General features: G+C 72.1%; 14 protein-coding genes. 11 read left to right on the top strand and 3 right to left on the bottom strand.

The window, feature by feature from the left end; all coding sequences use genetic code 11:
• Positions 1-31: 31 nt before the first annotated feature.
• On the bottom strand, positions 32-523 hold the full coding sequence (locus AB0I60_RS30380; protein WP_360735712.1) for a carbonic anhydrase: 492 nt from the start codon (positions 521-523) through the stop codon (positions 32-34).
• Between the two features lie 138 nt (positions 524-661).
• Here AB0I60_RS30380 and AB0I60_RS30385 point away from each other — a divergent pair, with 138 nt between their 5' ends.
• Positions 662-1,351 carry a hypothetical protein gene (locus tag AB0I60_RS30385; protein WP_360735714.1) on the top strand — a complete coding sequence of 230 codons (690 nt, stop codon included), beginning with the start codon at positions 662-664 and terminating at the stop codon, positions 1,349-1,351.
• Between the two features lie 18 nt (positions 1,352-1,369).
• Here the strand turns inward: AB0I60_RS30385 and AB0I60_RS30390 are convergent, their stop codons facing one another.
• Together AB0I60_RS30390 and AB0I60_RS30395 are read right to left on the bottom strand one after the other, a co-directional pair.
• Positions 1,370-2,473, bottom strand: a complete 1,104-nt coding sequence (locus AB0I60_RS30390) for a LacI family DNA-binding transcriptional regulator (RefSeq protein WP_360735716.1) — start codon at positions 2,471-2,473, stop codon at positions 1,370-1,372.
• Positions 2,474-2,589: 116 nt separating this feature from the next.
• Positions 2,590-3,639, bottom strand: coding sequence for a LacI family DNA-binding transcriptional regulator (locus tag AB0I60_RS30395; RefSeq protein WP_360735718.1), 1,050 nt, complete (start codon positions 3,637-3,639; stop codon positions 2,590-2,592).
• Positions 3,640-3,856: 217 nt separating this feature from the next.
• Here AB0I60_RS30395 and AB0I60_RS30400 point away from each other — a divergent pair, with 217 nt between their 5' ends.
• From AB0I60_RS30400 to AB0I60_RS30445, 10 genes are all read left to right on the top strand, one after another.
• On the top strand, positions 3,857-5,110 hold the full coding sequence (locus tag AB0I60_RS30400; RefSeq protein WP_360735720.1) for an extracellular solute-binding protein: 1,254 nt from the start codon (positions 3,857-3,859) through the stop codon (positions 5,108-5,110).
• 124 nt (positions 5,111-5,234) lie between these two features.
• Positions 5,235-6,113, top strand: coding sequence for a sugar ABC transporter permease (locus tag AB0I60_RS30405; RefSeq protein ID WP_360736007.1), 879 nt, complete (start codon positions 5,235-5,237; stop codon positions 6,111-6,113).
• Positions 6,113-7,018 carry a carbohydrate ABC transporter permease gene (locus AB0I60_RS30410; protein WP_360735722.1) on the top strand — a complete coding sequence of 302 codons (906 nt, stop codon included), beginning with the start codon at positions 6,113-6,115 and terminating at the stop codon, positions 7,016-7,018. The genes AB0I60_RS30405 and AB0I60_RS30410 overlap by 1 nt, the downstream gene beginning before the upstream one ends.
• A gap of 25 nt (positions 7,019-7,043) precedes the next feature.
• On the top strand, positions 7,044-7,472 hold the full coding sequence (locus AB0I60_RS30415; protein ID WP_360735724.1) for a carbon-nitrogen hydrolase family protein: 429 nt from the start codon (positions 7,044-7,046) through the stop codon (positions 7,470-7,472).
• A gap of 82 nt (positions 7,473-7,554) precedes the next feature.
• The gene (ugpC, locus tag AB0I60_RS30420; RefSeq protein WP_360735726.1) at positions 7,555-8,655 is read left to right on the top strand and encodes a sn-glycerol-3-phosphate ABC transporter ATP-binding protein UgpC; all 1,101 of its coding nucleotides are present in this window, start codon (positions 7,555-7,557) and stop codon (positions 8,653-8,655) included.
• A 168-nt stretch (positions 8,656-8,823) separates the two neighbouring features.
• A complete protein-coding gene (locus AB0I60_RS30425) occupies positions 8,824-9,768 on the top strand; it encodes a zinc ABC transporter substrate-binding protein (RefSeq protein ID WP_360735728.1) in 945 nt (314 codons plus the stop codon).
• Positions 9,765-10,583: a metal ABC transporter ATP-binding protein gene (locus AB0I60_RS30430; protein ID WP_360735730.1), complete on the top strand. Its 819-nt coding sequence runs from the start codon at positions 9,765-9,767 to the stop codon at positions 10,581-10,583. Before AB0I60_RS30425 ends, AB0I60_RS30430 begins: the two co-directional genes overlap by 4 nt.
• Positions 10,583-11,422: a metal ABC transporter permease gene (locus AB0I60_RS30435; protein ID WP_360735731.1), complete on the top strand. Its 840-nt coding sequence runs from the start codon at positions 10,583-10,585 to the stop codon at positions 11,420-11,422. Before AB0I60_RS30430 ends, AB0I60_RS30435 begins: the two co-directional genes overlap by 1 nt.
• A 154-nt stretch (positions 11,423-11,576) precedes the next feature.
• Positions 11,577-12,332, top strand: coding sequence for a GntR family transcriptional regulator (locus AB0I60_RS30440; protein WP_360735733.1), 756 nt, complete (start codon positions 11,577-11,579; stop codon positions 12,330-12,332).
• Between the two features lie 35 nt (positions 12,333-12,367).
• Positions 12,368-12,595, top strand: coding sequence for a ferredoxin family protein (locus tag AB0I60_RS30445; protein WP_360735735.1), 228 nt, complete (start codon positions 12,368-12,370; stop codon positions 12,593-12,595).

Raw genomic sequence — 12,595 nt, forward strand, 5'->3', positions numbered from 1 at the left:
GCGCGGAGCCGGCCGCGCCCGGTCCCTCCTGCTAGACGACCTCGGTCAGCGCGCCGGTGTGCACGTCGTACACGAAGCCGCGCACGTTCTCCCGGTACGGCACGAACGGGCTGTGCCGGAGCCGGTTCATCGAGTTGCGGACGCTGTCCTTGACCTCGCGGAACGCCTCCACGGACCAGGTCGGGCGCATCCCGGCGTCCTGTTCGAGCTCGTCCTTGAACGCGTCCTCGGTGACCAGCTCCAGGCCGCAGTTCGTGTGGTGCACCAGCAGGACCTCGCGGGTGCCCAGCTTGCGCTGGCTCAGCGCCAGCGACCGGATCATGTCGTCGGTCACCACGCCGCCGGCGTTGCGCAGCACGTGCGCCTCGCCCTGTTGCAGGCCGAAGATCTCGAACACCCTGATCCGGGAGTCCATGCAGGTCAGGATCGCCACCTTCATCGAAGGCATCGGCGAAGAGCGGTCACCGGGCACCGCGTTGCCCAGCTCGTCGTTGCGGCGGAGAAGTTCGTCGATCGAGGTCATGGCCCACCTCCCTGTTCGTCTCGGATTGGAACCCGCGCCACCGGTGCCGGCAAGTCGATCGGGCCGACATCACGTTCACCAGATCGGATTACCCGGGCCTACCCCGATAATCTCATCGGCTTGGCTACCTTCGGTCAGGTGATCGAGCCCGCAGGCCCGCTCCCGCCGTCGGTGTACCGGCGGCGGCGCGTGCTGGCGGCGGTCGGCGCCGTGGTGGCGCTGGTCGCGGTGGTGTGGCTGGTCGGCGCCCTGATCGGGCGCGGTGAGCCCGCACCCGCCCCGCGGGCGGCGGCCTCGTCCAGCCCGCCGCCGCCCGGCGAGCGCCCTGCGGCGGCCTCGTCGTCCTCGACCACGCCGCCGCCCCCGCCCGTGACGACCACCACCCCGCCGGCGCCTCCGCCTCCGCCGCCGCCTCCCGCCCCGCCCCCCGGGCCGCCGCCGCCGTGCGACGACGCGCAGGTGGCCGTGACGGCGGAGGTGGCGCAGGCCGCGTACCCGGCGGGGCAGCCGGTCGGGATGAAGATCCTGGTGTCCAACACCGGGCCGCTGCCGTGCGCGAAGGAGATCGGCCGGGCGGTGCGGGAGCTGGTGGTGACCAGCGCGGACGGCGGCACGCGCCTGTGGTCGAGCAACGACTGCTTCGCCACCGAGGGGTCCGAGGTCCGCGTGCTGCGGCCCGGCGAGGTGTTCGACTTCGGGCTGACGTGGCTGGGCAGCACGTCGGAGCCGGGCTGCGCGAAGCACACCCGGCTCGGGCCGGGGGACTACCTGCTCACCGCGCAGGTGGCCGGGAAGGCGAGCGACCCGGTCGTGTTCCGGATGACCTGACGCCCGGCCACCGCCGCGTCACGGGCCGAACCAGCGCTCCTCGACCACGCCGCGCGGGGAGGCGGCGGTGGTGCCGACGACCAGTTCGGTGGGCAGCGTGACCGAGCGCGGCCGGGTGCGCTCCGCCGAGTCCAGCAGCAGCTTGCCCGCCGCGCGGCCCTTCTCCAGCACGGGCTGGCGGACCGTGGTGAGACCTGCCTGCTCGGCCTCCCGGATGCCGTCGAACCCGGTGACGGTCAGGTCGTGCGGCACGTTCAGGCCGCGCTTGCGGGCCTCGCCGAGCGCGCCCAGCGCGAGGATGTCCGACGTGCAGACCAGCGCGGTGACCTGCGGGTCGCGGTCCAGCACCTGGGCGGCGGCGGACGCGCCGGACGCGGTGGTGTGGTCGAACCGCTCCACCACCGGCACGCCCGCCCAGTCCACGCCGGCCTCGGCGAACGCCTCGGCCAGCCCGGCGATCCGCGCGCGCTGCACGTGGAAGTGCGCGGAGCGCTGCCGCTCCAGCGACACGTAGCCGTCGTTGCGGTCGCGGGCCAGCCTCATGCACACCACGCCGATCCGCCGGTGCCCCAGCGCGATCAGGTGCTTGGCGAGCGAGTTCATCGCGGCCCGGTCGTCGATCCCGACCCGGTCGACGTTGCCCAGGTCGGGCTGGTCGCACACCACGGTCGGCACCGGCCGCTCCAGCACGGCGGCGAGGTGCGGGTCGTCGTCGGGCACCGAGTACACGACGAACCCGTCGACGCCGGCGCGGTGCACCGCCGCCACGTCCTCGCGCTCGGGGTTCGCCGGCACCAGCAGCAGGCCGGTCCCGGCGTCCTCGCACGCCAGGGCCAGGCCCTCCAGGAACCCGATCGCGGCCGGGTCGCGGAACGCGTAGGACAGGTTCTCGGTGAGCAGCAGCCCCACCGCACCCGCCTTCCGCGTGCGCAGCGACCTGGCCACCGGGTCGGGGCCCGGGTAGCCGAGCCGTCTCGCTGTCTCCAACACCCGGCGTCGCAGCTCCGGTGAGAGCTGGTCGGGACGGTTGTACGCGTTGGACACCGTTGTCCGGGAAACACCCAGCTCCGCCGCCAGTGAGGCCAGCGTCGCGGGGCGTCGCACATGCATCGACCGCGCCATGAAGTGACCGTAACGGTTCAGAACCAATTACAGAAGCAGGGGTGACCCGCATCCCTGCGATTGGTCATCACCGCAGGTGGGACAGGGTTAGCTGTCTGGAACATGGTCCAGACCAATTAGGTGGGTGGTGGCGGCCCGCTGGACTCCCGGACGACGAGCTCCGGGCGGAACACGCGGGTGTAGTTGCCCGCCGGCCGACGCCGCCGATCGGGGTCCAGCCGGTGCACCAACTCGTCCACCGCCGCCGCGGCCATCTCGTCGATCGGCTGGGCCAGCGTGGTCAGCGACGGCGAGCAGTACGAGGCCGGCGGGATGTCGTCGAAACCCACCACGGATAGGTCGCGCGGCACGTCCAGCCCCCGCTTGTGCGCCTCGCGCAGCACGCCGATCGCCATGTGGTCCGACGAGCAGAACACCGCCGTGGGGCGCACGGTGTCCAGCAGCCGGCCGATCGCCTCGGCACCGCCCTCGGGGCCGAACTGGGCGTGCGCCACGAAGTCCGAGCCCGCCGGCAGGCCGTCCTCCTCCATCGCGGCCGACCAGCCCGCGCGCTTGAGCCGGGACGGCAGCGAGCGCGCCGGGCCCGACACGAACCCGACCCGCCGGTGCCCCAGCCCGATCAGGTACCGCGTCGCCGCGTACCCGGCGTGCTGCTCGTCCACGGTCACGTCCGGCACGTCCAGCGACGGCGTCGCGCCGTTGAGGAACACCATGTGCACGCCGTCGGCGAGCAGCTTGGCGTAGTAGCTGGGGCGCGGGGCCTGGCCGAGCGGCACCTCGACGTTGGTGATCTCCGGCGAGACGAACACCATGCCCTCGACGCCCCGGGCGAGCAGCATCCGGACGTACTCCTCCTCGCCCATCGCGGCCGAGCCGGTGGCGCGGGTGTTGCACAGCAGCGACGAGTAGCCCAGCCGCGCGGCGCGGACCTCCAGCGCCTCGGCGAAGGCCGGGAAGACGGGGTTGGACAGCTCCGGCACGAGCAGCCCGATCACGCCGGTCCGTTGCAGCGCGCCCAGGCCCCGGGGCGTGTAGGGCAGTTCCGCGAGGACCGCCAGCACGCGCTGGCGGGTCTCCTCGTTCACGCCCGCCCGGCGGTTGAGCACCCGGCTGACCGTGGACATGCTCACCCCGGCTGCCCTGGCGATCTCGGACAGACCGGACACCGCGCCTCCTCGCTCGTCGTGGGTGCGTGCAGCGTGCCGCGAGCGGCAACGTTTTGCAACGCCCGTCCACCCGTTCGCCCGGACGGCCGCCGCCGTTGCGGCTCCGTTCCGGCGGGGCCCTTGACCCCCGTCCTGGTCGGCGGTTATGAAATCCGTGTCAAGTGATTCGCAAGTTCTTGCACCCAGGACCCCGCCGCGAGGGGTCGGCAGGAAGGCGATGGCGACGATGCGACGGACCTCCCGCACGACCCCGGCGGCGTTGGCCGTCGCCCTCGTCCTCACCGCGTGCGGTGGCGGCGGTGCCGGCGACGGCGGTGAAGTCACCTTCTGGGACACCAGCGGCCCCAACGAGTCCCCGGTGTTCGCCCGGCTCGCCCAGGACTGCGCCGCGCAGGGCGGGTTCCGGGTCAGGACCGAGGTGGTCGCCTTCGACCAGGCGCTCAACAACTACAAGACCGCCGCGCAGGGCGGCCAGGGCCCGGACGTCTTCCGCGCCGAGGTCGCCTGGGTGCCGCAGCTCGCCAAGCTCGGCTACCTGGTCGACCTCACCGACACCGACCTGGGCCGGGACACCTCCGACTTCCTCGACACCCCGCTCGGGTCCACCCGGTACGACGGCAGGACCTACGGCGTGCCGCAGGTGACGGACTCGCTGGCGCTGTTCTACAACAAGAAGCTGCTCGCGGACGCCGGCGTCGAACCGCCGAGGACGTGGGACGAGGTGAAAGCCGCCTCCGCCAAGCTCGGCGGCGAGAAGGCTTTCTTCATCAACAACGACGCCTACTACGCATTGCCGTTCATCTACGGCGCGGGCGGCGACCTGGTGGACGCGCCGGCCAAGAAGATCGTGGTCAACTCGGCGGCCAACGCGAAGGCGCTGCGGACCGCCAAGGGCCTGCTCGACGCCAAGGCCGCGACGACCGCGCTCGACCCCGCCAACTCCTACAACAACATGCAGGCCGCGTTCTCGTCCGGCGAGGTCGCCATGGTGGTCAACGGGCCGTGGTCGGTCGCCGACTACCTCAAGGGCGCGGCCTTCTCCGACAAGGCCAACCTCGGCATCGCCCCGGTGCCGGGCGAGACCGCCGGCCGGGGCTCCGCGCCGGTGGGCGGGCACGACTACGTGGTCCGGCAGGGCACCAAGGCGAAGGACGCGGCGCTGAAGCTGGTCACCTGCCTGAACGGGGTCGAGTCGCAGGTGCGGGTCGCCGGGGAGCTGGGCCTGCTGCCCACCCGGAAGTCGGCCTACGAGAACGCGGAGGTCCGGGCGAACCCCGTGGTCTCGGCGTTCCGGCCGGTGGTCGCAACCGCGCACGCCCGACCGTGGATCCCGGAGGGCGGGCAGCTGTTCGACCCGCTGAAGATCGCGTACGCGGACGTGCTGGCGGGGAAGGAGGACGCCCAGGCGGCGCTGGACGAGGTGGCCAAGGCGTACCGGGACCAGATCGTGCCGGACTACTCGGTCGGCTGAACCGACGACCCCGCGCGGCCGGTCCGGGCGGCTCGTCGTGCGATCCCGACCACGAGTGCGACCGCAGCGAGGAGGCGACCCGACCGTGCGCAAGTTCCTGGACCGGCACTGGTACGCGTACGCGATGGTGCTGCCGGTGGTGGTGGTCGTCGCGGTGCTGGTGCTCCTCCCGCTCGTCCAAGGCGTGTACTTCACCTTCACGGACATCAACGAGGCCACCATCGCCAACCCGGTGCTCGACCGGCCGGCCGGCTACAGCGGCGTCGGACTGGCGAACTACCTGAACGTGCTGTCCGGCGACCCGAGCTTCGGCTCGTTCTGGACCACCCTGGTCCGGACGCTGGTCTGGACGTTCGGCTGCGTGGTGTGCCACTACGCCGTCGGCCTCGGCCTGGCGCTGCTGCTCAACCGCCGGGTGCGCGGCCGGACCGCCTACCGCGTGCTGCTGGTCCTGCCGTGGGCGGTGCCGGCGTTCATCAGCGCGTTCGCGTGGCGGTACATGTTCAACGCCCAGTACGGGATCGTCAACCAGTTCCTGCGCGCGCTCGGCCTGCCCGACCCGGTCTGGCTCGGCCAGTCGGACTGGGCGCTGGTGGCGGTCATCGTCGTCAACGTCTGGCTGGGCGTGCCGTTCATGATGGTGGCGCTGCTGGGCGGGCTCCAGTCGATCCCCGCCGACCTCTACGAGGCGGCCGAGGTGGACGGCGCGTCGGCGTGGCAGCGGTTCCGCGACGTGACGCTGCCCGGCCTCCGCTCGGTGTCGGGCACGGTGGTGCTGCTGGGCGTCATCTGGACGTTCAACATGTTCGCGGTGATCTACCTGGTCACCGGGCCGAACCCGAACACCCGCATCCTGGTGACCTACGCGTTCGAGCGGTTCTTCTCCGGTGCCGCGCGCGACTACGCGGTGGCCTCCACGTACGGCGTGCTGATCCTGTCCGTCCTGCTCGTGTTCGCGGGCGTCTACCGGCGCGCGTTGCGCGAGCAAGGCGAGGTGTGGTGATGACGGTCGAAGCCGCTTCCCTCAAGTCCGTGCGCCGAACCGTTGCGCCGCAACGCCCTCCGAAGCGCGGTGAGCGGTCCGTGCCGGCGAGCGTCGGCCTGCACGCGGCTCTCGTGGTCGCGTCCCTGATCGCCGTGTTCCCGGTGTTCTGGGTCCTGGTCACCTCGTTCAAGCCGGACGCGCGCGCCGTCGAGACCACGCCGCACCTGGTCAACGACTCGGGTCTGGGCAACTACGCGCGCATCCTGTCCGGGGAGAAGGGGAACTTCCTCGCGTGGTTCGGCAACTCGGTCACCATCGCCCTGCTGACGACGGTGGTGTCGGTCTTCCTGTCGGCGACCACGGGCTACGCGGCGTCGCGCTTCCGGTTCCCCGGCAAGCGGTCGCTGATGCTGACGTTCCTCGTGGTGCAGATGTTCCCGTTCGCGGTGCTGATCGTGCCGCTGTACAACACCCTGCTGGCGCTCGGCCTCCAGGGCACGAGCCTCGGGCTGGTGCTCGTCTACTGCACGACCGCCGTCCCGTTCTGCACCTACATGCTCAAGGGCTACTTCGACACCATCCCGTCCGACATCGACGAGGCCGGGCGGGTGGACGGGCTGTCGCCGTTCGGCGTGTTCTGGCGGCTGGTCGTGCCGCTGGCCCGGCCGGGGCTGGCGGTGACCGCGTTCTACGCGTTCCTCACGGCGTGGGGCGAGGTGGCGTTCGCGTCGGCGTTCCTGTCGGCGGCGGACGGCTCGAAGACGCTCGCGGTGGGGTTGCAGGTGTTCGTGCAGCAGAACCGGACCGAGTGGGGGCACCTGGCGGCGGCGTCGATCCTGGTGGCGGTCCCGGCGGTCGTGGTGTTCTACCTGGTGCAGCGGTTCCTGGTGGCGGGGCTCTCGTCCGGCGCGGTGAAGGGGTGAGCGGCGGGCCGGCGCGATCGACCGGGTGAGGATCGCCGTCACGCAGCCCACCGCGTCCCCCGACGTCCGCCGCAACGGCCGCAAGGTCCGCGAGCTCGTGCGGCGGGCCGCCGGGGCGGGTGCCCGCCTGGTGCAGTTCCCGGAGGGTTTCCTGTCCGGGTACGCCGAGGAGCAGGTCGCCGACTGGGGCGACGTCGACTGGCCGGCCGTGCGGGCGGAGTTCGCCCGGGTGGTCGGGCCGGCCGGCGGACTCGGCGTCTGGGTGGTGCTGGGCTCCGCGCACCCGCTCGCCGCGCCGCACCTGCCGCACAACAGCCTGTACGTGATCTCCGACCGGGGTCGGGTGGTCGACCGCCACGACAAGCGGCTGTGCTCGCACACGGAGGTGACCACCGCGACCGCCGCGTGGACGACCCGCGCAGCGCGGACCGCACCTGCTGGTGACCGGCGATGAGGACTAGACCAATACACCCGTTCCCGTAAGCGCTTGCAATGCCTAGCGTTGCGGCAAAGCTCGGTGGTGAAAGGTGTGTCCCATGGCTGAGGTGGCCTACGTCAAAGCGTCGCGGATCTTCTCCGGCAACCCGCCGGTCCGCGCGGTCGACGAGTTGTCGCTCGACGTCGCCGACGGCGAGTTCCTGGTGCTGGTCGGCCCGTCCGGTTCGGGCAAGTCGACCGCGCTGCGGATGCTCGCGGGCCTGGAGGACGTGGACGAGGGCGCCATCCGCATCGGCGGCAAGGACGTCACCAACGTGCCGCCGAAGGGTCGGGACATCGCCATGGTGTTCCAGTCCTACGCGCTCTACCCGCACATGACCGTCGCCGAGAACATGGGCTTCGCGCTCAAGCTGCGCGGCGTGAACAAGGCGGAGATCAAGGCGAAGGTCGCCGAGGCGGCCAAGATGCTGGACCTGACCAAGTACCTCGACCGCAAGCCGAAGGCGCTGTCCGGCGGCCAGCGGCAGCGCGTGGCCATGGGCCGGGCGATCGTGCGCGAGCCCTCCGTCTTCCTGATGGACGAGCCGCTGTCCAACCTGGACGCGAAGCTGCGCGTGGAGACCCGCGCGAACATCGCCGCCCTCCAGCAGCGCCTGGGCACCACCACCATCTACGTCACGCACGACCAGGTCGAGGCCATGACCATGGGCCACCGGGTGGCCGTGCTCAAGGACGGCCTGCTCCAGCAGTGCGACACCCCGCGCGCTCTCTACGACAAGCCGGGCAACGCGTTCGTGGCCGGGTTCATGGGCTCGCCCGCGATGAACCTCAAGACCGTGCCGCTGACCTCCGAGGGCGTGAAGCTGGACGGGGTCGTGGTGCCGCTGGAGCGCCAGGCGCTCGACGCCGCCGGTGGCGAGGGCCTGACCGAGGTCACGTTCGGCATCCGGCCCGAGGCGCTGGCGCTGGTCCCCGCGCACGGCGACGGCATGGAGATGGTGGTCGAGCTGGTCGAGGAGCTGGGCGCGGACGCGCTGGTGCACGGCGCGGTGCGCATCGGCAAGTCCTCGGAGCGGTTCGTGGTCCGGGTCGACGGCCGCACGCCGCCGGCGCTGGGCCAGACGGTGCGGGTCGCCGTGCGCGACGCCCACGAGGTCCACCTGTTCCACCCCGAGTCGGGCGCGCGCCTCACCAACTGAGACCGGTCGACTACGCACCGAGGACCACCCGCCGTCGCGGGTGGTCCTCGGCGGCGTTCTGGGCCACAAAATCACCCGGCTGGTGGACGTCCGAGTGGCGGAGCGTTCTAAACTGAACTCGACAACGGTTTCCATTCTCTGCGAATCAGCCAGTCGAGGAGTCAGCCCATGACCGTCCGTAACGCGATGCTCGGCGCGGTGGCCGCCGTGACGGCCGTCGCCCTCAGCGCCTGCGGCGGCTCGCCGGCCTCCCCGAACGCCGACGGCAGGATCAAGGTCGTCGCCTCCACCAACGTGTGGGGCAGCGTGGTCAAGGCCGTGGGCGGCGACGCCGTCGACGTCACCGCCATCATCAACGACCCGTCCGGCGACCCGCACTCCTACAACAGCAAGCCCTCCGACGTGGCCCTGGTGAAGGACGCCCAGCTGGTCATCTTCAACGGCGGCGGCTACGACGACTTCTTCGCCACGCTGCTCACCACGGAGACCGAGAAGGCCAAGAAGATCGAGACCTTCCCGCTGTCGGGCAAGGCCCACGACCACGCGGAGCCGGAGACGACCGCCGCCGAGGCTCCCGGGCACGGCCACGACCACGAGGTCAACGAGCACGTCTGGTACGACCTGGACACCGTGCGCAAGGTCGCCGACCAGGCCGCCGCCGACCTGTCCGAGATCGCGCCCGACAAGAAGGCCGCCTTCACCGACAACGCCGCCCGCTTCGGCAGCGCGGTCGAGGAGCTGCACCGCAAGCTCGACGGCGCGGGCAAGGGCAGGAAGGTGCTCCAGACCGAGCCCGTCGCGCACTACCTGCTCGACGCCGCCGGCGTGGAGGACGTGACCCCGGAGACCTTCAGCGAGGCCGTCGAGGGCGAGACCGACATCCCGGCCGCCGCCCTCGCGGATGTCACCCGACTGGTGGACAGCAAGCAGGTCGCCGCCGTGGTGGACAACGTGCAGACCGAGAACCCGGCGGTCAAGCAGGTCGTGGCCAAGGCCGGCCAGGCGGGCGTCCCGGTCGTGCAGGTCACCGAGACGCTGCCGGAGGGCGTGACGGGTTACGTTGACTGGATGACGAAGCAGGTGGACGCGCTGGCCGCAGCGCTGCGCGGATGACCGCGCAGGTGAGCGACAGGTCGGTGCGCGGGGCGGTGGCCCTGCGCGGCGCGCGGCTGTCCTACGGGGACCGGGTGCTGTGGGACGGGCTCGACCTCGACGTCGCCCCCGGCGAGTTCGTCGCCGTGCTGGGGCCCAACGGGTCGGGCAAGACCAGCCTGATGCGCGTGCTGCTCGGCCTGCAACCGCTGTCCTCGGGCACGGTCGAGGTGGCGGGCGGCAACCGGCGCGTCGGCTACGTCCCGCAGCAGCGCGCGCTGGACTCGTCGCTCACCCTGCGCGGGCGCGACCTCGTCGGCTTCGGCCTGGACGGGCACGCCTGGGGCATCGGTTGGCGGCACCGCGCGCGGCGGCGGGCCGCCGTGGACACCGCGCTGGCCGCCGTCGGCGCCACCCGCTACGCCGACGAGCCGGTCGGCCTGCTCTCCGGCGGCGAGCAGCAGCGGCTGCGGGTCGCCCAGGCGCTGGTCGGCGACCCCCGGGTGCTGCTGTGCGACGAGCCCCTGCTGTCGCTGGACCTCGCGCACCAGCGGGTGGTCAGCGACCTGATCGACCGGCGGCGGCGCGCGGCCGGCACCGCCGTGCTGTTCGTGACCCACGAGATCAACCCGGTCCTGCCGCTGGTCGACCGGGTGCTGTACCTGGTGGACGGTCGGTTCCGGATCGGCACGCCCGCCGAGGTGATGACCTCGGCGACGCTGTCCGAGCTGTACCGGACGAACGTCGAGGTGGTCCGCGTGCGCGACCAGATCCACGTCGTGGGCGCCCAGCACGTGTGCGAGGACGGGCCGCACCACGTGGCGGATGAGGAGTGATGGAGAACTTCTTCGACCTGTCGCTGACCTTCGACCTGCTCGGCTACGACTTCGTGCGGCAGATGCTCGTCGCGGGTGCCGTGCTGGGCGTGGTCGCCGGGCTGCTCGGCCCGCTCGTGGTGACCCGCAAGATGGCGTTCGCCGTGCACGGCACGTCCGAGCTGGCCTTCACCGGCGGCGCGGCGGCGCTGCTGGTCGGCGTCGGGGTCGGCTACGGCGCGCTGGCCGGGTCCGTGGTCGCGGCGCTGCTGCTGGGGCTGCTGTCCCGGCGCGACTCCGACCGGGACTCGGTGATCGGCGCGATCCTGGCGTTCGGGCTGGGCCTGGGCGTGCTGTTCCTGTTCATGTACAAGGGCCGGTCGGCCAACAAGTTCGGGCTGCTCACCGGGCAGATCGTGAGCGTCGGCTCGACGGACCTGTGGCTGCTGGTCGGCGCGTCGGTCGCGGTGCTGGCCGTGCTGGCGTTCATCTACCGGCCGCTGCACTTCGCGTCGGTGGACGCCGCCGTGGCGACCGCGCGGGGCGTCCCGGTGCGCACGCTGTCGGTGGTGTTCGCCGTGCTGGTGGGCATCGCGACGGCGTTGAGCGTGCAGGTCGTCGGCGCGCTGCTGGTGCTCTCGCTGATGATCACGCCTGCCGCCGCGGCGGGCAGGGTCACCGCGTCGCCGGTCAAGGCCACCGTGCTGGCCGTGGTGTTCGCCGAGATCTCGGTGCTGCTGGGCATCCTGCTCTCGCTCGCGCCCGGCGTGCCGGTGAGCGCGTTCGTCACGGCGGTGAGTTTCCTGATATACCTCGTATGCCGAGCTTTCGGCGGCTCGCGGAGCCGCGCGGAGGTCTGACGACGGCTGTCCACGGAGTGGGACGGCGGTCCGGTGGCGGAACGGCCTGCGCCCGGCGTGCCCGGCGCAGGTCAGTGACCGCGCCCGCGCAGACCTGGGTGGCGTAACGCTGCGTTAACGCCCCGTTCGCCGTCGGTGACCCAGACTGCTCGCCATGGACCTGGGCAGCGCGGAACGCGGAGCACCGGACCGGCGGCTGCGCGCCGACCGGGCGCGGCAGGCCGCCGACGTGATCCGCCGGCAGGTCGTCGACCGGGCGTTCCCCGACGGCGTGCTGCCCGACGAGCTGGTGCTCGCCGCCGAGTTCTGCACCTCCCGCAACACCATCCGCGAGGCCTTGGACCTGCTGCGCGAAGAGGGCCTGGTCGAACGCGTCCCGGGCGTCGGCACCCTCGTGGTGACCGAGAAGTACGCGCACGGCCTCGACCGGCTGATGGGCCTGGCCGAGGTGCTCAACGAGCACGGCGAGGTCACCAACGACGTGCGCGCCGCCGGGCCGATCAGGCCGCCGGCCCCGGTGGCCCGCAGGCTCGGCCTCGCGGACGGCGAGCAGGTCGTCTACGTGGAGCGCCTGCGCCGGCTCAACGGCCTGCCGCTGTCGCTCGACCTCACCTACCTGGCGCCGGACGTCGGCCTGCCGCTGCTCGACGAGGACCTGCGCAACCGGGACATCTTCTCGCTCATCGAGCAGACCTCCGGCCGCAGGCTCGGCGCGGCGGCGGTGACGCTGGAGGCCGTCAACGCCGACCTGCACGCCTCCGCCGTGCTGGAGGTGCCCCGGGGCGCGGCCCTGCTCGTGGTGGAGCGGCTGAGCCACTTCGCCGACGGGCGTCCCGTCGACCTGGAGTACATCCGCCTGCGCGGCGACCGCCTCGCCATGAGCGCGGTCCTCGACCGCGCCGCCGACTGACCTTCCCGACAACCCCCACCCGAGGAGCTCCGAGCATGGCTCTGGTGAACAACCGCGTCGACGTGCCGGTCACCATCGACCAGTCGCGGTGCGTCGAGGGCTGCCGGCTGTGCGTGGACATGTGCCCGCTCGACTCGCTGGCCATCGACCCGGACACCGGCAAGGCCCACATGCACGTGGACGAGTGCTGGTACTGCGGCCCGTGCGCCGCCCGCTGCCCGACCGGGGCGGTCGAGATCAACATGCCGTACCTGCTGCGGTGA

Origin of the sequence: Actinosynnema sp. NPDC050436 (assembly GCF_040655415.1) — a bacterium.
In the GTDB taxonomy this organism is placed as follows: Bacteria; Actinomycetota; Actinomycetes; order Mycobacteriales; family Pseudonocardiaceae; genus Actinosynnema.

Excerpts from the sequence above, each read along its gene's own strand:
- AB0I60_RS30390 (WP_360735716.1), bottom strand. The coding sequence starts at position 2,473 with ATGGCGCGGTCGATGCATGTGCGACGCCCCGCGACGCTGGCCTCACTG.
- AB0I60_RS30425 (WP_360735728.1), top strand. The coding sequence starts at position 8,824 with ATGACCGTCCGTAACGCGATGCTCGGCGCGGTGGCCGCCGTGACGGCC.
- AB0I60_RS30440 (WP_360735733.1), top strand. The coding sequence starts at position 11,577 with ATGGACCTGGGCAGCGCGGAACGCGGAGCACCGGACCGGCGGCTGCGC.
- AB0I60_RS30400 (WP_360735720.1), top strand. The coding sequence starts at position 3,857 with ATGGCGACGATGCGACGGACCTCCCGCACGACCCCGGCGGCGTTGGCC.
- AB0I60_RS30430 (WP_360735730.1), top strand. The coding sequence starts at position 9,765 with ATGACCGCGCAGGTGAGCGACAGGTCGGTGCGCGGGGCGGTGGCCCTG.
- AB0I60_RS30445 (WP_360735735.1), top strand. The coding sequence starts at position 12,368 with ATGGCTCTGGTGAACAACCGCGTCGACGTGCCGGTCACCATCGACCAG.
- ugpC (WP_360735726.1), top strand. The coding sequence starts at position 7,555 with ATGGCTGAGGTGGCCTACGTCAAAGCGTCGCGGATCTTCTCCGGCAAC.
- AB0I60_RS30380 (WP_360735712.1), bottom strand. The coding sequence starts at position 523 with ATGACCTCGATCGACGAACTTCTCCGCCGCAACGACGAGCTGGGCAAC.
- AB0I60_RS30435 (WP_360735731.1), top strand. The coding sequence starts at position 10,583 with ATGGAGAACTTCTTCGACCTGTCGCTGACCTTCGACCTGCTCGGCTAC.
- AB0I60_RS30410 (WP_360735722.1), top strand. The coding sequence starts at position 6,113 with ATGACGGTCGAAGCCGCTTCCCTCAAGTCCGTGCGCCGAACCGTTGCG.
- AB0I60_RS30405 (WP_360736007.1), top strand. The coding sequence starts at position 5,235 with ATGGTGCTGCCGGTGGTGGTGGTCGTCGCGGTGCTGGTGCTCCTCCCG.